General features: G+C 71.0%; 20 protein-coding genes and 2 pseudogenes. 9 read left to right on the top strand and 13 right to left on the bottom strand.

All coding sequences use genetic code 11. The annotated features are described in order from the left end of the window. Nucleotides 1-732: acyl-CoA dehydrogenase family protein (locus MCAG_RS00500; RefSeq protein WP_036371735.1), on the top strand; the 732-nt coding region annotated here is incomplete at its 5' end. Nucleotides 733-752: 20 nt separating this feature from the next. Here the strand turns inward: MCAG_RS00500 and MCAG_RS00495 are convergent. The 5 genes from MCAG_RS00495 to MCAG_RS00475 all read right to left on the bottom strand — a co-directional run bounded on the left by MCAG_RS00495 (nt 753) and on the right by MCAG_RS00475 (nt 6,647). After that, the gene (locus tag MCAG_RS00495) at nt 753-1,754 is read right to left on the bottom strand and encodes a tyrosine-type recombinase/integrase (RefSeq protein ID WP_007071046.1); all 1,002 of its coding nucleotides are present in this window, start codon (nt 1,752-1,754) and stop codon (nt 753-755) included. A gap of 250 nt (nt 1,755-2,004) precedes the next feature. Further along, nucleotides 2,005-2,430, bottom strand: a complete 426-nt coding sequence (locus tag MCAG_RS00490) for an Hsp20/alpha crystallin family protein (protein WP_007071045.1) — start codon at nt 2,428-2,430, stop codon at nt 2,005-2,007. Between the two features lie 166 nt (nt 2,431-2,596). Then, nucleotides 2,597-3,280 (bottom strand): response regulator, encoded by a 684-nt coding sequence (locus tag MCAG_RS00485; RefSeq protein WP_007071044.1) that lies wholly within the window; start codon nt 3,278-3,280, stop codon nt 2,597-2,599. Then, nucleotides 3,277-4,674 (bottom strand): ATP-binding protein, encoded by a 1,398-nt coding sequence (locus MCAG_RS00480; protein ID WP_083802390.1) that lies wholly within the window; start codon nt 4,672-4,674, stop codon nt 3,277-3,279. Before MCAG_RS00480 ends, MCAG_RS00485 begins: the two co-directional genes overlap by 4 nt. A gap of 26 nt (nt 4,675-4,700) precedes the next feature. After that, a complete protein-coding gene (locus tag MCAG_RS00475; RefSeq protein WP_232290332.1) occupies nt 4,701-6,647 on the bottom strand; it encodes an APC family permease in 1,947 nt (648 codons plus the stop codon). On the opposite strand from MCAG_RS00475, the gene MCAG_RS34185 reads away from it, so the two are divergent. After that, nucleotides 6,568-6,741 carry a hypothetical protein gene (locus tag MCAG_RS34185; RefSeq protein WP_232290433.1) on the top strand — a complete coding sequence of 58 codons (174 nt, stop codon included), beginning with the start codon at nt 6,568-6,570 and terminating at the stop codon, nt 6,739-6,741. The two genes, MCAG_RS00475 and MCAG_RS34185, sit on opposite strands and share 80 nt — an antisense overlap. Nucleotides 6,742-7,187: 446 nt before the next feature. Here the strand turns inward: MCAG_RS34185 and MCAG_RS00470 are convergent, their stop codons facing one another. Then, nucleotides 7,188-7,796 (bottom strand): class I SAM-dependent methyltransferase, encoded by a 609-nt coding sequence (locus tag MCAG_RS00470; protein ID WP_007071041.1) that lies wholly within the window; start codon nt 7,794-7,796, stop codon nt 7,188-7,190. 27 nt (nt 7,797-7,823) lie between these two features. Between MCAG_RS00470 and MCAG_RS35535 the strand changes: the two genes are divergently transcribed. The 3 genes and pseudogenes from MCAG_RS35535 (at nt 7,824) to MCAG_RS33145 (ending at nt 8,156) form a co-directional block, all read left to right on the top strand. After that, a complete protein-coding gene (locus MCAG_RS35535) occupies nt 7,824-7,919 on the top strand; it encodes a transposase (protein ID WP_255349008.1) in 96 nt (31 codons plus the stop codon). A 47-nt stretch (nt 7,920-7,966) separates the two neighbouring features. Further along, nucleotides 7,967-8,014: pseudogene (locus MCAG_RS35530) on the top strand (hypothetical protein); the annotation flags it as partial. A 4-nt stretch (nt 8,015-8,018) separates the two neighbouring features. Further along, nucleotides 8,019-8,156: a hypothetical protein gene (locus tag MCAG_RS33145; RefSeq protein ID WP_198141453.1), complete on the top strand. Its 138-nt coding sequence runs from the start codon at nt 8,019-8,021 to the stop codon at nt 8,154-8,156. Between the two features lie 52 nt (nt 8,157-8,208). On the opposite strand, the gene MCAG_RS00460 is transcribed toward MCAG_RS33145, so the two are convergent. Then, nucleotides 8,209-9,435: a multidrug effflux MFS transporter gene (locus MCAG_RS00460; RefSeq protein WP_007071040.1), complete on the bottom strand. Its 1,227-nt coding sequence runs from the start codon at nt 9,433-9,435 to the stop codon at nt 8,209-8,211. A 35-nt stretch (nt 9,436-9,470) separates the two neighbouring features. On the opposite strand from MCAG_RS00460, the gene MCAG_RS00455 reads away from it, so the two are divergent. Continuing rightward, on the top strand, nt 9,471-9,965 hold the full coding sequence (locus tag MCAG_RS00455) for a MarR family winged helix-turn-helix transcriptional regulator (RefSeq protein ID WP_007071039.1): 495 nt from the start codon (nt 9,471-9,473) through the stop codon (nt 9,963-9,965). Here MCAG_RS00455 and MCAG_RS31665 read toward each other — a convergent pair. Both MCAG_RS31665 and MCAG_RS00445 read right to left on the bottom strand, forming a co-directional pair. Continuing rightward, nucleotides 9,955-10,170, bottom strand: a complete 216-nt coding sequence (locus MCAG_RS31665; RefSeq protein WP_036371728.1) for a helix-turn-helix domain-containing protein — start codon at nt 10,168-10,170, stop codon at nt 9,955-9,957. The two genes, MCAG_RS00455 and MCAG_RS31665, sit on opposite strands and share 11 nt — an antisense overlap. Nucleotides 10,171-10,884: 714 nt before the next feature. After that, entirely contained in the window at nt 10,885-11,511 is a 627-nt protein-coding gene (locus tag MCAG_RS00445; protein ID WP_007071037.1) for a TetR/AcrR family transcriptional regulator, read from the bottom strand. A 60-nt stretch (nt 11,512-11,571) separates the two neighbouring features. Between MCAG_RS00445 and MCAG_RS00440 the strand changes: the two genes are divergently transcribed. Together MCAG_RS00440 and MCAG_RS34175 are read left to right on the top strand one after the other, a co-directional pair. Next, nucleotides 11,572-12,510 carry an FAD-dependent monooxygenase gene (locus MCAG_RS00440; RefSeq protein ID WP_007071036.1) on the top strand — a complete coding sequence of 313 codons (939 nt, stop codon included), beginning with the start codon at nt 11,572-11,574 and terminating at the stop codon, nt 12,508-12,510. Between the two features lie 38 nt (nt 12,511-12,548). Continuing rightward, nucleotides 12,549-12,707 carry a hypothetical protein gene (locus tag MCAG_RS34175; RefSeq protein ID WP_232290023.1) on the top strand — a complete coding sequence of 53 codons (159 nt, stop codon included), beginning with the start codon at nt 12,549-12,551 and terminating at the stop codon, nt 12,705-12,707. Between the two features lie 68 nt (nt 12,708-12,775). Here MCAG_RS34175 and MCAG_RS00435 read toward each other — a convergent pair whose 3' ends face one another. From MCAG_RS00435 to MCAG_RS30115, 4 genes are all read right to left on the bottom strand, one after another. Further along, nucleotides 12,776-14,257: a multicopper oxidase family protein gene (locus MCAG_RS00435; RefSeq protein ID WP_157547772.1), complete on the bottom strand. Its 1,482-nt coding sequence runs from the start codon at nt 14,255-14,257 to the stop codon at nt 12,776-12,778. Nucleotides 14,258-14,401: 144 nt separating this feature from the next. Continuing rightward, nucleotides 14,402-15,064, bottom strand: coding sequence for a response regulator transcription factor (locus tag MCAG_RS00430; RefSeq protein WP_007071034.1), 663 nt, complete (start codon nt 15,062-15,064; stop codon nt 14,402-14,404). Further along, nucleotides 15,061-16,029 carry a sensor histidine kinase gene (locus MCAG_RS00425; protein ID WP_157547770.1) on the bottom strand — a complete coding sequence of 323 codons (969 nt, stop codon included), beginning with the start codon at nt 16,027-16,029 and terminating at the stop codon, nt 15,061-15,063. The genes MCAG_RS00430 and MCAG_RS00425 overlap by 4 nt, the downstream gene beginning before the upstream one ends. Nucleotides 16,030-16,344: 315 nt before the next feature. Further along, nucleotides 16,345-16,599, bottom strand: a complete 255-nt coding sequence (locus tag MCAG_RS30115; RefSeq protein WP_007071032.1) for a nuclear transport factor 2 family protein — start codon at nt 16,597-16,599, stop codon at nt 16,345-16,347. 154 nt (nt 16,600-16,753) lie between these two features. Between MCAG_RS30115 and MCAG_RS35985 the strand changes: the two are divergent. After that, a pseudogene (locus MCAG_RS35985) lies at nt 16,754-17,092 on the top strand (hypothetical protein); the annotation flags it as partial. Nucleotides 17,093-17,509: the final 417 nt, after the last annotated feature.

Raw genomic sequence — 17,509 nt, 5'->3', positions numbered from 1 at the left:
CTGGCCTACGCCCGCGCCTACGCCGCCGCCCGCGTCGCCGCCGGGGGGCGGTTGGCCGACAACCCGCTGCACCGGGCCACCCTCGGCGTCCTCGCCGTGGACACCGCCGCCGCGTTCGTCCTCGCCGGGCACGCGTTCGCGCTGCTCGGCCGGGTGGAGGTGGGCGCAGACCCGGACGCCGCCGCCGAGTTGCGGGTGGTCGCGCCGCTGGCGAAGCTCGCCACCGGCCGGCTGGCGGTGGCCTGCGCCAGCGAGTACGTGGAGGCATTCGGCGGCGCGGGGTACGTCGAGGACACCGGCGTGCCCCGGCTGCTGCGCGACGCGCAGGTCCTGCCGATCTGGGAGGGCACCACCAACGTGCTCGCCCTGGACGTGTTGCGCGCCGTCAGCCGTGAGGACGCCGGCGGGCCCCTGCTGCGTCGCCTCGCCGCCGCCGTCGACCTGGCCCGGCCGCTGTCGGCCGACCTGGCCGACACCCTCGCCGCCGTCACCGGGGAGTTGACCGCCGCCCTGGCCGAGGTCACCGCCGACCCGCGCGCCGTCGAGGTGGTCGCCGGGGCGCGGGGGCTGGCCTTGCGGATGGCGGCGGCGCTGGCCTGTGCCCTGCTCGTCGAGCACGCCGCGTGGGGCGACGAGCAGGCGCAGGTCGCGGCCGGGCTGTGGGCGCGGCGGCGGCTGCGCCACGAGGACATCGCCGGCGACGCCCACCGCCATCTCGACCTGCTCTGCTGACCCGCACGCCCCGGCGGGCGTCAGGCCCGCCGCCGCGCCCGCGCCGCCCAGATCGCGTACGCCGGGTCGCGGTCCAGGTTGTGCCGGTCCCGGTCGTAGCGGCGAGTGGTACGCGGGTCCGCGTGCCCCATGGCGTCCTGCACGTCCTCCAGCGGCACCCCCTCCGCGCGGGCGGTGGTGGCGAACGCGTGCCGCAACGAGTGCGGCGACAGCTTCGCCCATGCCGGGATGCCGGCCGTGCGGGCCAGGCGCCGCACCAGCCGGAACACCGAGTGCCGGTCCAGCCGCGCGCCGGTTGCGGTGACCAGCAGCGGACCGGTCAGTTGGTGTGTCCCCACCCCCTGCGCCGCCGCCCGCTCGGCCAGGTAGGCGTCCACCGCGTACGCCGTGGACGGGGTGAGCGCCCGCCGCCTTGGCTTGCCGCCCTTGCCGACGAACCGGACGCTGCGGTGCCCCCGCTCCGCGCCCAGGTCCGCCAGGTCCAGCGACACCAGCTCCCCCACCCGCAGCCCCAGGTCGGCCAGCAGCGCGACCGCCGCCCGGTTGCGTGCCGCCGTCGGGCCGCTCTCGGCCTGCGCGGCGGCCAGCAGCGCGTCCACCTCCTGCGGGGTCAACCCGACCGTCGAGGAGTGGTCCCGGTCGACACGGGGCCGGTCCGCGGCTGTCACCGGGTTCGCCTCGATTGCCCGTAGCTTTACCAGGAAGTCGTACCAGCTCGACAGCGCCGACAGCTTGCGGGCCACGGTCGCCGGGGTCAACGGCCGGCCGCTGCGCGCCGCCGGGGTGGCCTCCAACTCACGGCCGTAGGCGTTGACGTCGAGGAAGTTGGCCCGCAGCGGATCCAGTTGCCGTGCCCGGCACCAGGCCAACCAGCCCGCCACGTCCCGCCGGTACGCGTCGCGGGTGTGCTCGGACAACCGCCGGTTACGCAGCCACGCCTCGGTGAAGTCGCCCGGACCGGCCCCGCGCAGGGCCGGGCGGGCCGCGCCACGCGGCAGCACCGGAAACTCGGGACGAAGCATGTGTGAAAGGCTCTCAGCCTGGGGGCGGATCGGCGGTGAGGCGCGCCCGTGCTGTTTCCGCCCGCCCGGCGCCCCGGCCGGCGCGCACCCGCCGCGACTGGTTGTGCCCGTAGTCGATGATCTTCCCCGGCGCCGCCTGAGACGGTCTCCTCCCCCGGTGCAGCCGGCCAGCGGGCGCGTCGCCGCAGCCGGCACGTCGGATCAGGGCGCCACCCGGCGGGGGCGCCCTGATCGCGACCCGAGCGCCGGGTCAGGCGTCGATCTGCCGGCGACCGTTGCCGCCGGTGGCGATGGCCACCCGGCGGGGCTTGGCCCGCTCGGCCACCGGGATGCGCAGGGTCAGCACCCCGTTGTCGTAGCCAGCCTCAAGGTTGTCGGTGTCGAGGGTGTCGCTGAGGAACAGCTGCCGGCTGAACGTGCCCATGGGGCGCTCCGCCGCGACCAGCTCGACGTTGTCCCCGGTCGGGCGGCGGCGCTGCGCGCGGACGGTCAGCACGTTGCGCTCGACGGTGCAGTCGATGCTGTCCGGGTCCACCCCGGGCAAGTCGAACGCGGCGTAGAAGTAGTCCCCGTCACGGTAGGCGTCCATGTGCATCACGGCGGGACGGGAGTTGGTGCCGAGCAGCTGCTCGGCGAGCCGGTCGATCTCACGGAACGGGTCGGTGCGCATCAGCATCGTGATCTCTCCTCGGTTCTCCTGGCCGAAGGCGTCAAGTTGAGTCTGATTGACTCAAGTCCTTGTCTCCTTGATAGCGCGCACCGACAGCCGTGTCAACCCGGTGCGGCCCAGGACGAACACATCAACGTGCACGGCCACTACTACTTGCCGCGGCCCTGCATGGTTAGCCAAGAGTGAGGCGGTAGCCGATGCCGGGTTCGGTGACGAGGTAACGGGGCCGGGTGGGGTCAGGTTCGATCTTGCGGCGCAGGTTGGCGAAGTGCACGCGCAGGTAGTTGGTCTCGGTGTCGTAGGCGGGTCCCCACACCTCGTGCAGGAGTTGGCGGTGGCTGACGAGTTTGCCGGGGTGCCGGGCGAGGATTTCCAGCAGGTGCCATTCGGTGGGGGTGAGTCGCACGTCGTGGCCGGTGCTGGTGGTTAGGCGTTTCGCGGCCAGGTCGATGGTGAAGTCGCCGACGGCGACGACGGCGGGCCCGGTGTCGGCGGGGGTGGCGCGGCGTAGGGCGGCGCGGATACGGGCGAGGAGTTCGTTCATGCCGAAGGGTTTGGTGATGTAGTCGTCGGCGCCGGCGTCGAGGGCGTCGACCTTGGCGGACTCGGTGTCGCGGGCGGAGAGCACGATGATCGGTATGCGGGTCCAGCCGCGCAGGCCCTCGACGACGGTGACACCGTCGAGGTCGGGTAGGCCGAGGTCGACGATGGCCAGGTCGGGTGGGGTGCGGGCGGCCAGGGTCAGGGCGGTGGTGCCGTCGGTGGCGGTGGTGACCTCGTATCGGCGGGCCGTCAGGTTGATCCGGAGCGCGCGCAGCAGTGGGGCGTCGTCGTCGACGAGCAGGATGCGGGTCATCGATCGGCTACCGCTGCGGGCAGGACGATGGTCATGGTCAATCCTCCGATCGGGGTGTCGCTGGGGGTCAGCGTGCCGCCTTGCGCCTCGGTGAAGCCGCGGGCGATGGCGAGTCCCAGGCCGAGGCCGGTGCTGCTGTGGTCGTCGAGGCGTTGGAACGGGGCGAAGACCCGGTCGCGGTCCTCGACGGCGATGCCCGGACCGTGGTCGATAACCTGGAGTTGGAGCTGGTGGTCGTCGGCGCGACCACGGATCTGCACGCTACGCCCGGGTGGGGTGGCGGCGCAGGCGTTGGCCAGCAGGTTCGCCACCACCCGTTCCAGCAGTCCCGGGTCAGCCAGGGCCAGGGGCAGGTCGTCGGGTACGTCCACGTGCACCTCGACACCGCCGGTGTCGGTGGCCAGCACGGCGCGGGCCACGACCGCGTCCAGGGCGGTCGGCTGGTTGTCGACGGACAGCACGCCGGCCTGCAGGCGGCTGAGCGCGAGGAGGTTGTCGACCACGGCGGTGAGCCGGTCGGTGGACTCCTCCACGGTGGCCAGCAGTTCAGCTCGATCGTGTGCGGTGAAGTCGACGTCGGGTTGGCGCAGGCTGGACACGGCGGCCTTGATGCCCGCGAGGGGGGTGCGCAGGTCGTGACCGACCGCGCCGAGCAGCGCGGCGCGGACCCGGTCGATGTGAGCGAGTTCCTCGGCGTGGGCAGCCTGCCCCGCCAGCCGCTGGGTATGCAGGGCCCGGGCTGCGGCGGCGGCCAGGCGGGCCAGGGCGCGGCGGTCCTCGGCGAACAGTTGCGGCCCCCAGCCGAGCAGGCGCAGCCCGCCGCCGGCGGCGACCGACAACGCCGGCTGCCCGTGTGGCGAGGGGCCGACCCGTTCGACGGTACGTCCCTGCTCGGCCAGAGCGACCGTGGTCATCCGGTAGGTGGTGCGGACCTCCTCGAGCAGGCGAGCCAGCGACTGCTCGATGGGCTGGCTGCTGGCCACGGCCAGCAACGCGGCTTCGGTGTCACGGCGGGCGGCGGTGGCCCGGTGCCGGGCGGCGAGGTCGACGGCGAGACTGACCGCCACCGCAACGCCGACGTAGACAGCCAAGACGACGATGCTGTCCCCGGCCTCGACCGCGAAGGTGCGAAACGGGGGGATGAAGAAGTAGTTGACCAGCAGATCGGCGCCCGCCGCGGCGGCCACGGCGGGCACCCACCCGCCGAGCGCCGCGGTGAGCAGCACCGGTATCAGGTACAGCAGGACCACGCTGGGCAGCGACACCTGTGAGCGCAGCGGCACCAGCGCCGCAGTGGTGGCGGCCAGCCCGGCGCCCGCCGCGATGACGCCGACGCCGGCGCGCCGCCACGACCGGCGTACCGAATCCGGCCCGCCCTGCGCAACTGTTCCCATGTCGGGCATTTCTACCCGATCCACCGCTACGACTCGCGTCGCCCGGCCGCCACCGGCTTGCGATCTTCTGGCCGCCGCCCGCCCCTGACCTGCTCGCGGCGGGGCCGGCGAACGCTGGATTCGAGCTGCCACGGCACGCTGACCACCATGACCCGGCGCTGAAACAGCAGCCGCGCCTTGAGCCGCAACGCACTCTGGTTGTGCAGCAACTGCTCCCACCACCGCCCCACGACGTACTCAGGGATGTAGACCACCACCAGATCCCGAGGGCCCTCCTCCCGCAGCCGGTTGACGTAGTCCAGCACCGGATCGGTGATCTCCCGGTACGGCGAGTCCAAGATCGTCAGTGGCACGTTCAGGTCCCGGTCGGCCCACTGCTGCTGTAGCCGGGCCACCTCCTCGGCGTTGATGCTCACGGTGACCGCGGTCAAGCTGTCCGGCCGGGTCGCCTGCGCGTAGGCCAGCGCCTGCAGGGTCGGGCGGTGCACCCGCGAAACCAGCACCACCGCGTGCACCCGGGCCGGCATGACCACCCCGCCGGGCTCGGGCTCCAGCTCGGCGCTCACCCGCTCGTAGTGCCCGTGGATCGCGCGCATCAGCGCGAACAACACCGGCACGGCGATGACGACCAGGTAGGCGCCGTGGGTGAACTTCGTCGCCAGCACGATGACCAGCACCAGCGCGGTCAGCACGCCGCCGAGCGCGTTGATGACCCGGGAGCGGTGCAGTCGCCGCCGCACCTTCGGGTCCTGCTCGTCGGCCAGAGCGCGGTTCCAGTGCCGCACCATGCCGGCCTGGCTCAGCGTGAACGAGGTGAACACCCCGAGGATGTACAGCTGGATCAGCCGAGTCACCGACCCGTCGAACACCCAGATCAGCACTGCGGCGATCGCCGCCAGGATGATGATGCCGTTGGAGAACGCCAACCGGTCGCCGCGGGTGTGCAGCTGCCGGGGCAGGTACCGGTCCTGGGCCAGGATGGCCCCCAGCAGCGGGAAGCCGTTGAACGCCGTATTGGCCGCCAGGATCAGGATCAGCGCCGTGGTGGCCTGAATGACGAAGAACCCGAAACTGTTGTTGCCGAACACCGCTGCGGCCAGCTGAGCGATCACCGTGCGCTGCGGGTCGGTAGCACAGTTACCCGGGAAGCCGATCAGGTCGCAGGTGTGCTCGGCTACCCGTACCTTCGCGATCAACGCCAGCGCGGTGATTCCGGCGAACAGGGTGATTGCCACGACGCCCATCGCCAGCATCGTGCGCGCGGCGTTCTCCGCCTTCGGCGGCTTGAACGCCGGCACCCCGTTGGAGATCGCCTCCACCCCGGTCAACGCGGTACACCCCGACGCGAACGCCCGCAACGTCAACAAGGCCAGGGCCAGCCCAGTCAACCCCACCTGCTCCGGGCGCACCTGCCACCCGGCTGACTCGGCCACCGGCGCGTGCCCGGCCACTGCTCGGCCGAGCCCGAGGGCCACCATGACCAGCACGCCGGTGATGAACAGGTACGTCGGCCAGGCGAACGTCTTACCCGACTCTCGCACCCCGCGCAGGTTCATCGCCATCAATGCGAAGACGAACCCCACACAGATGGCAACCCGGTGGGTATTCAACGACGGGACCGCCGAGATGACGTTGTCCACGCCGGCGGCCACCGACACCGCCACCGTCATGATGTAGTCCACCAGCAGCGCCGCCGCCACGACCAACCCGGCTGACGGGCCGAGGTTACGCGAGGCCACCTCGTACGACCCGCCGCCGCTGGGGTAGGCGCGAACCACCTGCCGGTACGAGGCCACCACCACCGCCAGCAGCACCACCACCGCCAGGCCCACCCACGGCGCCAGGAACAGGTACGCCAAACCACCCAGCGTCAGCACCAGCAGGATCTCCTGCGTGGCATATGCCACCGACGACAACGGATCCGACGCGAAAATCGGCAACGCCAGCCGCTTCGACAGCAATGTCTCGCCCAACCGGTCGCTGCGCAACGGACGCCCGACCAGCACACGCTTCAACCAGTTCAACACACCATGGAGTCAAGACCCGACCACCACACTCAATCGGTGATCTTGGCGCGTTCTTAACGCCACTGCCCACCATCTTGGCGACTCTCCGACGCCACGGTGACCCCCCTCACCTCCTGACATCCCCCGCTCGGCAGATACGGCTCCCCGTACTGATCGCCGAGCGCGCACGGCAAACTGGTGTTCGGCATGCTCGTATCCGCACCGGCAGCACCCGAGCGCCCGCACCCGGGTCGTCATCACGCGGTCAGGCAGTCAGGGCCTAGCGCCGGATCCACTGCCATTTGTCCCCAAGGGTCGAGCCCCTGCGCTTTCTCGGCGTGGGCCCCGACATCGCCCCGTATCTGAAGCTGGTGGCGATGGACGGCACCCTCAGCTCCTCGGGCACCTGGGCCCGGTCACCGTCGAGGCCATGGACCTGCTTGTCGACCGCAAGAGGCTCAGTTCCGCCGGCAGCAGCGGCCGCGCTCCACGGCTGTCGTTCTCGGCTCACGGTTCGCCCAGGACCGCCGCGATCGCAGCGTACGGCCGGTGGGTGCCATCGCTGGGCCGATGCTGGCGCTCGACCTCCCGGAAGCCGGCTCCCGCCAACCGCTCGGAGAACTCGTCAACCGGCCAGCGATAGGCCGTCACGACCTTGTGGTCGAAGGCGGCGACGTCGTCGCCGTCGAAGAGGCCGACCACCAGCGTGCCGGCGGGAGCCATCACCCGCCGGAACTCGGCGAGCGCACCGTCGAGCTCCGGGGGCGGTACGTGGATCAGCGAGAACCAGGCCAAGACGCCGGCGAGGGAACCGTCCTCGACGTCCAGACTCTGCATCGACCCGAGGCGGTACCTGCCGTACGGATGGGCGGTCCTCGCGTGGGCGATGAACTCGGGAACCAGGTCGATCCCCGTCGCGTCGACACCCAGCGACCGAAGGTGGCCGGTGAGGTGGCCAGGCCCGCAGCCCACATCAAGCACGCTGCCCGGCCGAACCGTCAGGTGTCGTCCGATGAAGGCGAGGTCGTCGGCAGCTACCTGCTGGCAGGTGCCGAACAGTTCGATGTAGCGGTCTGCGACTGAGGCGTACGCGTCCCGGACCCGCTCCACGTTCACCGCGTGATCATATGACCGACGGAGGCGATCCTACGCCGATTCACCCGCGCCGCCTCCCACCCGACGTACCAGGCGATGCTGGAGGTCGGCCGCGCCGTCAAGACCGTCTTCCTAGCCCGGTAAACCTACGCGGCCAGGACCCGCAACGCGAGATCCACGACGGGCTGAACGTGGCCGAGGGCTGGAACGGCGGCAACCAGGTGCTGTTTTACGGCAAGGGCGGTGACATCGCCACTAACCGCCGCGACGAGCAGGAGCTGTCGGTGGCGTGCTTGCACGACCCACGTCGCCCCGTACGGCGAGGTCAAGCTCAACATGACCAAGCAGCTGGCCCTGCGCGGCGACGTGCCCGATCGGTGATCTCGCGTTGGGCGCGGGAGATCGGGTCAGCGCCCAGGCGCAGGCGGATTCGTCATCGGCGGGCGTGGAGAACGGCCAGGGAGGCGGCGGCGCACACCAACATGGTGATGGCCATGCCGGTGGCGGTGATCTGGCCGGGCAGGCTCATGGCGGAGGCGGCGAGGCCACCGACGAGGAACTGCAGCAGTCCTTGCAGGGAGGAGGCGGCCCCGGCGGCGGAGCCGTGGCCGGCTAGGGCGAGGGAGGTGGCATTGGCCAGCACCACGCCCAACGTGGAGACCACCGTGAACAGGCAGGCCAGCAGCAGCGGCAGTGGTAGGCCGAGGGCGGCACTGGCCAGCACGCCGGCGGCGCCGATGGTGGCCACGCCCAGGCTGATGCGCAGCAGGGTGTGCTCGGTGGTGACGCGGCCGACGAGCAGGCCGCCGAGCTGCCCGAACACCACGATGCCCAGGCCGTTGAGGCCGAAGACGAGGCTGAACTGCTGGGCGGTCAGTCCGTAGGTGTCCTGCAGGACGAACGACGAGCCGGAGATGTAGGCGAACACGGCGGCGAACATCAGCGCCGCCGCGAGCACGTACCGCAGGTACTGCCGGTCGGTGACGAGCGTCCGGAAGGCGTGCCCGTGAGCGGGCGCGCGGTCACGGGCCGGCAGGGACTCGGGCAGCGCGACGGCGACGGCGAGCATCAGCACGGCGCCGACGGCGGCCAGGACGAGGAACACCGCCCGCCAGGTGGCGACGGTCAGCAGCTGACCGCCGATGACGGGCGCCACGATCGGTGCCACGCCGTTGATCACCATCAGGGTGGAGAAGAACCGGGTCATGGCGGTGCCGTCGAACAGGTCCCGCACGACGGCGCGGGCCAGGACGGTACCGGCCGCGGCGCCCAGCGACTGCATGATCCGGCCCCCGATGAGCCAGCCCGCCGTGGGCGCCAGCGCGCACCACAGCGACCCCGCGACATACAGGGCTATGCCGATCAGCAGCGGCCGGCGCCGGCCCCAGGCGTCCGACAGCGGGCCGACGATGACCTGGCCGACCGCGAGGCCGACGACGAACACCGTCAGGGTTAGCTGGACCATCGGCGCGCTGGTACGCAGCTCATCCGCCATGCCCGGCATCGCGGGCAGATACATGTCGATCGTGAGCGCGCCGAACGCGCTCAGCGAGCCGAGGATGAGCGCCAGCCGCGCCCGGCGCCCCATAGACGTCGGCAGGGCAGCACCGCCTGCTGGCAGGGGCTCCGGCCGGTCCTTCATGCCGCGAGTTATTGTCACATAATTATGATGCCATAACCAGCTAGGGTGATGCCATGTCCCGTGACACGCACGACGCCATCGACAGCGCGGCCGACGCCGGAGGGCCGCTGGCCGAGCTGGCCGACCTGATCCTCAACGTCGGCCGGCTCGTGCGCGCCCGCACACCCGAGGGACCCGAGGTGGTGCCGCTGACCGAGACCGAACGGCAGGTCATGCGGATCGTGGACCTGTATCCCGGCACCGCCCCCAGCGAGATCGCCCGCCGCGCCCGGCTGCAGCGCACGAACGTCAGCACGGCTCTGCGCACCCTGGAGAGCAAGGGCATGGTCGCCCGCACCGCGGCCACCGGGCGGGGGGTCGCCGTACGTGCGACCGACCTCGCCGCAGCCAACCTGCGCGTGCTGCGTACCGCTTGGGCGCGCGAACTCGCCGGCGTCCTGGGCGACGACCTCGACACCGTCCGGCAGTGCACCGACCTGCTCAACCGCCTGGAGCAGCACCTCACCGGCGACGACCCGGCCGCCGACAACCGCCCGGTCAGGCAGTAGCCGTCCGCGCCGCCTCAGCCCGCTCGATCGCCCGATACACCGTCGACCGCGCGACACCGAACAACTCCGCCAGCTCCGCGCTGGTGTGCTCGCCGGCGGCGTGCAGCGCCACCAGGTGCGCCTCCTGCCGGGCATTGAGCTTCGGCTGCTTACCCCGCAGCCGACCCTTCGCCTTTGCGACCTTCATCCCTTCCCGGGTTCGCATGCGAGCGACGGCCCGCCCGGGCGTGGCAGCGCGCTCCACACCCCGGCAACGCATTATCCCCGGTCCATTGCCCGGGTGCGGCCCGGGCTCGGTCGCCGGCGACCCCTGCGCTGGCGGGGCTTGGCACGAACCACGCAGGCGTTCACCCCTGGCGGCCGGGCGACGCACTCACGGAAGCCGGACGCCGAGTGGCTCGCCCCCACTGGGTGGTACTCGTTACGCACCGATCACCCTGGTGGCCAATCCCGGCCACCCTACGTTACGCCAGCTACTGACAAAGATTCAGTGCCATAGGCCGCTAAAGATCACAGCTTGTAGGCGCCGGAGTTGTGCACGTACGTGACCGCGAAGCCGGTCCGTCGAACGCGCCGCCCGCCGCCGGCTGGCCGCACTCGACCCCGCCGGCGAGGCAGTGCGTGCGGGCCGGGCGTCGACGCAGGACGATCAGCAAAACGACGGGCACGGCCCCGAGCACGCCAGCGGTCCCGAGCAGCACTGCGGCGTTCGCGGTCGCCGTCACCTGACTTCGGCAACGAAGCAGGGTTGCGCGAGAGGTCGTTGCCTGGGCCCCTGGCCGGGCCCATCGAGCGGCCACGGACCTCGACCCGGGCGGGCCTCGGCGGGTGACGGTTGGAGCTCGACGCATCTGATTACGCACTATCCGGCTGGCGCGGTGGACCGGAGTGGCGGCACCCGCTGGCGGCAGGCACCGGGCTACTGCCCCTTGGGGCCGGTGCCTGCGAACGCCCGTAGCAGCGTAGCGACGGCGGTGGCGAGGTCGGCGCGGTTGGCGGCTGTTCCGGCTGGTGGCGCGGTTCGGGCGCCGGCGCCGGCCAGCCGGTCGAATAGCAGGCCGTCGATGCAGGCGACAAGGTGGTTGCCGGCCTGCTCCGGGTGTCGAGCGCCGGCTGCCGCCAGCATCAGCCTGGCCTGCGTACGCGACGCGTCGCCGTGGGCGAGGATCGTCTGGAGTTCTGGGTGGTGTGTGGCTTCCAGCAGGCAGGCGTAGCGGGCGAGCGTGCGGTTGCGCGCTGTGCTGATCCATCGGTCCAGTACTGCTGCGATGTCGGCGGCGACCGCGTCGATGTCGTCCATCCCGACCGCCGGGCTGTCTGCGCCGGCGGGCAGCCGGTTGGCTTGCAGGTCTGCTCGGTCCAGGTCGGCGAGGCGGTGCACCACCGCCTCGATGAGTGTTTTGCGGGTGCGGAAGTACGCCGACGTGGTGCCCTGCGGCAGTCCGGCGCGGGCGTCTACGGCGCGGTGGGTGAGGCCGCGCATGCCGAGCTCGGCCAGGACGTCGATCGCGGCGTCGGTCAGGGCCGCGAGCCGGTCAGTTGGCATGGTGGCGACCTCCTTCTACGCCTGTAGTATCGCTTTCTACATTTGTAGAAGGAGTGGGTCATGGTGCGAACGGCGGTAGTGGTGGGAGCCGGCATCGGGGGATTGAGCGCGGCCATCGGCCTGCGTCGCACGGGCTGGCAGGTGACGGTGCTCGAACGTGCCGCCACCTTCCGTCCGGCCGGAGCGGGTCTCGTTCTGCAGGCGAACGGGTTGCGCTGCCTGGAGGTGCTCGGCTTGGGCGCGGCCATACGGGAACAGGGGCGTGTCGACGTGTCCGGGGGCACCCGCAGATCGGACGGGCGGTGGCTGGCTCGCATCGAGGCTGGCGGGCTGGAACGTGCGCTGGGCACGTCCGCGATCGGTGTTCACCGCGCCGCGCTGCACGAGATCCTGCTCGGCGCCCTGCCCGATGGCGTCGTCGTGACCGGCGCCCAGGTCGTCGCGGTCACCGAAGACGGCGAGGTCGCCTATCAGCACCAGGGCCGACAGGTCATGACCCACGCCGACCTCGTGATCGGCGCGGACGGTGTCCACAGCACGGTGCGCCGACTGCTGTGGCCGGAGGCCGCCGCCCCGGTTCGCATCGGCGTGACCGCGTGGCGCGGGGTGACGCCGACCTGGGACAGCGACCTCGTCGCTGCGATCAGCTGGGACCGAGGCGCGGAGTTCGGGATGGTCCCGCTCGTCGACGGGCGTATCTACTGGTTCGCCGCCATCAACGCCGCCCCCGGCGACCCGACCGACGACGACAAGGCCCGGCTCCGCGCCCGGTTCGGTGGCTGGCACAATCCGATCCCGGCCCTGATCACCGCGACCAACACCGTCCTGCGCGACGATCTCACCTGTGTGGACCAGCCGCTCACCACGTACGTGAAGGGCGCGGTCGCCCTGCTCGGTGACGCCGCCCACGCGATGACACCCAACCTCGGGCAAGGCGCCAACCAGGCCCTTGAGGACGCCGTCGTGCTCGCTGCGTCGCCGGCCGCCCCGATGGGCTAGCTACCTATGACCAGCAGCGCCGCCCGCGAAGCCAGCGAGTGGCTAAGGCGTCCCGCGCGATCGGCCGCTTCGGCCAGCAACTGGAAAACCCGATCGCGGTAGCGATCCGCAATACCATCATGCGGCTCACGCCGCCGCGCCTGGCTCTGCGCTCGATGGCCCGTTACGCCGACTGGCGCCCGCCACCGCTGATGTGACCACGGCGCCAACCAGGCGCGTCATCACTGTCCGAACGCCTTCGCTGAACGCACAAACGGCGTTGCCGCTAGTCGTGGTGGTGATGGCCGACGCGCAGCGTGCGCGCCACCTGCTGCTCGGTGCCAGGTTTGACGACGACGAACTGACCCATCATGCCTTTGTCCTCGTGGCGCAGCAGGTGGCAGTGGTACATGTATGGCGTCAGCGGATCGGTGTGCCGGCCGAACCGCACCGCCAGGCGTACCTTGGCCTTCTTGGGCACGAAAACGGTGTCCTTCGGCCCCGCCTGGTAGGCCGGCGGCGGCTGCCCGTTGACGTCGAGGACGTGGAACGCCACCTCGTGGATGTGGAAATTGTGCGCGTACGTGGTGTTGTCGATCTCCCAGATTTCCAGGGCGCCGGCCGGTACCACCTCGTCGATCCGGGTCATGTCCATGTCTTTGTCGTTGATCTCCGAGCCGGAGAGTTGGAATCGGCGCACCCGGATGCCGGGCGGCAAGACCTCGGGTGGCGAGCCGCCGAGCGTGGCGGGTAGCGCAGGCGAGGCGGCCGGCGCGGCCACGGCCACGATCCTCAGCAGCGCGAAGTCGCCCTCCTCGATGTCGTTGGCCTCTTTTTCCGGCTCGCCGCGGCTGTCCATAACGGTCGTCTCGCCGGCGGTGAACCGGACCACGATCTCGGCGCGCTCCCCCGGGCTGATCTTGACGCGGTCGACCGGAACGGGCCGCTGCAGGGCACCCGCGTCGGTGCCGATCACGTGAAACTGCCGCTGGTCGGCGAAGCCGATCCGGTAGACGCGGGCGTTGGAGGCGTTGAGCAGCCGGAACCGAACCAGTTCGGTACGCGCCTGGAAGACCGGCTGATAGGTGCCGTTGATCAGAATGGTGTCGCCGAGCAGCCCGAACGTGCCCCCGTCGACCCGGCCGGAGAGCGCACCGTCGTCGTCGAGCACCGTGTCCTGGACGATCAAGGGCACGTCGTCGACCCCGTACTCGCCGGGCAGCCGCGGGCCTTCCGGGTCATCGACGAGGAACAAGCCGGCCAGCCCGCGGTAGACGTGCTGGGCGGTTCTCTCGTGCGGATGCGGATGGAACCACGCGGTGGTGGCGGGCTGCTCGATCGTCCACTCCGGCGTCCAGGTGGTGCCCGGCTCGATCATCTGGTGCGGCCCGCCGTCCATCCGCGCCGGCAGCCGCATCCCGTGCCAGTGCAGGGTGGTGGCCTCGGGCAGCCGGTTGGTCACGGCCATCCGGACCCGGTCGCCTCGGGCGGCGCGTACCGTCGGACCGAGGTAGGCGCCGTTGATGCCCCACGTGTCGGTGGGCTTGCCAGGCAGGAACTCGCTTCGGCCACCGGCCTGCAGGGTCAGCGTGAACCGCTTGGCCCCGTCTGCGCCGACCTCGGGCCGGGCGAGTGGCGGGATCCGAAGCCGGTGGGTGAAACCGGAGGCGTCCTTCGGCGGGGTGCGCGTGGCGTCGGAGGAACACGCGCCGATTGCGGCACTCAGTCCGGAGAGGGCGGCCAGGGAGAACACGCTTCGTCGCTTCACGCATTCATCGTGACTCGGGTGCGGCGTTCCGGAATCCGTTGTTCTCCCGCAAAACGGGCTGCGGGTTCCACCTGGTCAAAAGAGGTCCGGCGTACATCTCAAGAGGTATTCGCGGCGGCCGCGAATGCCGCCGCGGAGGTACGTTCAGGCCAGCCAGCCGGGAATCGTCCGGCCCGATTCGTACGCCCAGACCACCAGCTGTGCCCGATCGCGCAGGCCGAGCTTGGTGAGGATCCGGCTGACGTGGGTCTTGGTCGTCGCGTGGCTGATCTCCAGCCGGCCGGCGATCTCCTCGTTCGACAGCCCCTGCGCCACCAGGTCCATGATCTCGACCTCGCGGTTGGTCAGCGAGGCCAGATCCGGTGCCGGAGGCGGGGTGCGGCGTGCCGCGACCTCGCTGATCAGCCGCCGGGTGACCGACGGGGCGAGCAGGGCGTCCCCGGCGGCGACCACCCGTACTCCACGGATCAGGTCGACCGGCTCGGCGTCCTTGAGCAGGAAGCCGCTGGCACCGGCGCGGATCGCCCCGTATACGTGGTCGTCCGACTCGTACGTGGTCAGGATGATCACCTTCACGGCGGCGAGCGAGTCGTCGGCGCAGATCTCCCGGGTCGCCGCGAGCCCATCGGTCACGGGCATCCGGATGTCCATCAGGATCACGTCGGGGCGCAGCTCGCGGGCCAGCCGTACCGCCGCGGAGCCGTCGGCCGCCTCACCCACCACGGCCATGTCCGGTTCGCCGGACACGATCGAGCGGAAACCCGCGCGTACCAGGGTCTGATCGTCGGCGAGGACTATGGAGATCATCGCGGGTGCTCCTGTTCGGGACCGATCGGCAGGCGTGCGCGTACCCGAAAACCGCCGCCCGGCCGCGGCGCGGCCTGGACCTGACCGCCTACCGCGACCACCCGCTCGGCCATGCCGCGCAGGCCGGTGCCCTGCCGCAACGCCTGAATGTTGGCCGGCCCCGCGCCGTCGTCGTCCACGGTGACGATCACGTCATCGCCGTCGCGCCGAATCTGCACAACGGCGGCGGACGCGGCGGCGTGCCGCACGGCGTTGGTCAGGGCCTCCTGCACGATCCGGTACGCGATCAGGTCGACGGCGGCCGGCAGCTGCGACGGCTCGACCGCGACCGTTGCGCGCACCGGCAGGCCGGCCGCCTCGGTACGTTGCAGCAGCTCAGCCAGCCGAGCCAGGGACGGTGCCGACTGCACCGGGTCGGCGGCGTCCACCTGGCGCAGCACCCCGAGCACCGCCCGCACCTCGCGCAGCGCATCCTTGCTCGCCGTACGAATCGCGGCGAGCGCCTGGAAAGCCACCTCCGGCTCGCGATTGTGCAGCGCGGCACCGGCCTGCACGTTGATCAGCGAAATCTGATGCGCCAGCACGTCGTGCAGCTCGCGGGCGATCCGCAAGCGTTCCTCGGCGGCGCGCTGCGCCGCCAGGCTCTCGCGGCTCGCCTCCGCCAGGGCGGCCCGCTCGTGGGCCTGCGCCACCTGCTGGGCCCGGCTGCGTGTCACCTCGCCCAGCACGACCGCCAGCAGCAGGATCGCTCCGACCGGCGCCGCCGCCTGCAGGTGATCCGCGACGCCGTCTTGGGCCAGCGTGGAGAACGCCACCGTCAACACGGCGGCTGCGCCGGCTGCGATCGGCCAACCGCGTGCGCGGGCCACCGTGTAGTGCGCGACGACCAGGGACAGCCCGATCGACGAATCGGGAAAACCCAGCGGGTAGTAGAGCAAGGCCGCGCCGGCCGTGACCAGCAACACGGGCACCGGGAACCGTTGCCGCCAGAGCAGCGCGGCCGCACCGACCAGGATCAGCGTCCAGCCCCACGGAACGAGCGGGCGGCTGGCGCCCTCCCGGTTGGCCACCGCGGTGGCGACGGTGAGAGCGAGCACCACGGCCGCGATGGCAGCATCATGCCACGTCGCGATCCCGGTACGCCGCATGGCGCTCACTCTGCCCCCGCTCCGATGCCGGTCTGATCGGCGAAAGCCCGTGAGCCGCGAATGCAGTAGCCGCCGCGATACCGGATCCACGCCTGGAGTGAATCGTCACACAGGGCTTGCCGCAAGCCTGCGTTACGCGTTGGTCAGCGCGGCTGCAAGATCGGCCGTGCGGCCCAGCAGCCGAGCGGCGGCGATCGGGTCCATGTAGTCCTGGTACGACACGATCTCGCCGTCGCGGACCCGGATGATGCCCAGCGCCTGGAACCGATATGCCTCGCCGGTGACCATCGAGCGCCCGTAATGTTCGATTGACGCCGTCCTCGGCGAACAGGTCGGCGAAGACCACTCCTTCACCAGCCACCATCCGCCGGACTTGCTCGACGACATCACGTGGACTACTCGCCATGGTTTCTCCCTTATAAGCTGCGGCCACCACCAGCCCCTTCAAATACGACCGGTCCAGAACCATTCCGAGCCTGATCAACCATGACCTAGACCAAAGACGGTCCTACCCTGGACAGCCATAATCGGCGCCGGCTCGATGCCGGCGGCAGCGCGGCTGGACCATCCCGGCGCGCGATGCCGGCGGGGCGTCGACGATGCTGTGGGCGTGGAGTACGTGTCCAGAGTGCCGCGACCGCCGCTGGACGGGCTGATCGACGACCTTTACTACCTGGAGGGTGCGTCGCCGTACGCCCGGCTGACGCTGCCGCCGATGCCGGCGGCGGTGCTCATCGTCAACCTCGGGGCGCCGTTTTGCATCCGCGCCGGCACCGACATCGAAACGGCCGAGTACGCCGACGGCTGCGTGGTCACCATGCCCACCCGCGCGTTGGAGTTCGGCTACCCGCTCCGGACCCGGTCCGTCGGCATGCACTTCAAGCCGTGGGGGCTGGCGCCGTTGCTGCCGATGCCCGCAGCCGAGCTGTGTGACCGGCCGGTGACGGTAGAGCAGGTTTGGGGCCGGCCCGCCATTGCTGAGCTGCGAGACCGGCTGGCCACGGCGGACGGACCGCACGAAATGCTGACGCTGCTCGAGGAGGAGCTAATGCGACGGCTGTGCGAGACCGCCGGCCTGGGGCTGGTCCGCCATACGAGCAGCGTCATCGCGGCGACCAGCGGGGCGGTGGCCATTGGCGACCTGAGCGTGGCAGCCGGTGTCAGCAGCACTCATCTGGCACAGCGGTTCAAGGAACTCATCGGCGTCACGCCGAAGCGGCTGGCCCGCACCTACCGCTTCGCCGCCACCGTGTTCGCGATCAACCCCGCCGGACCGATCGACTGGGGCGACCTCGCC

The sequence above is a fragment of the Micromonospora sp. ATCC 39149 genome, from assembly GCF_000158815.1.
Lineage (GTDB): Bacteria > Actinomycetota > Actinomycetes > Mycobacteriales > Micromonosporaceae > Micromonospora.
The sequence above is the reverse complement of the archived record's forward strand: the minus strand, read 5'-3'. Positions and strand labels throughout refer to the sequence as shown.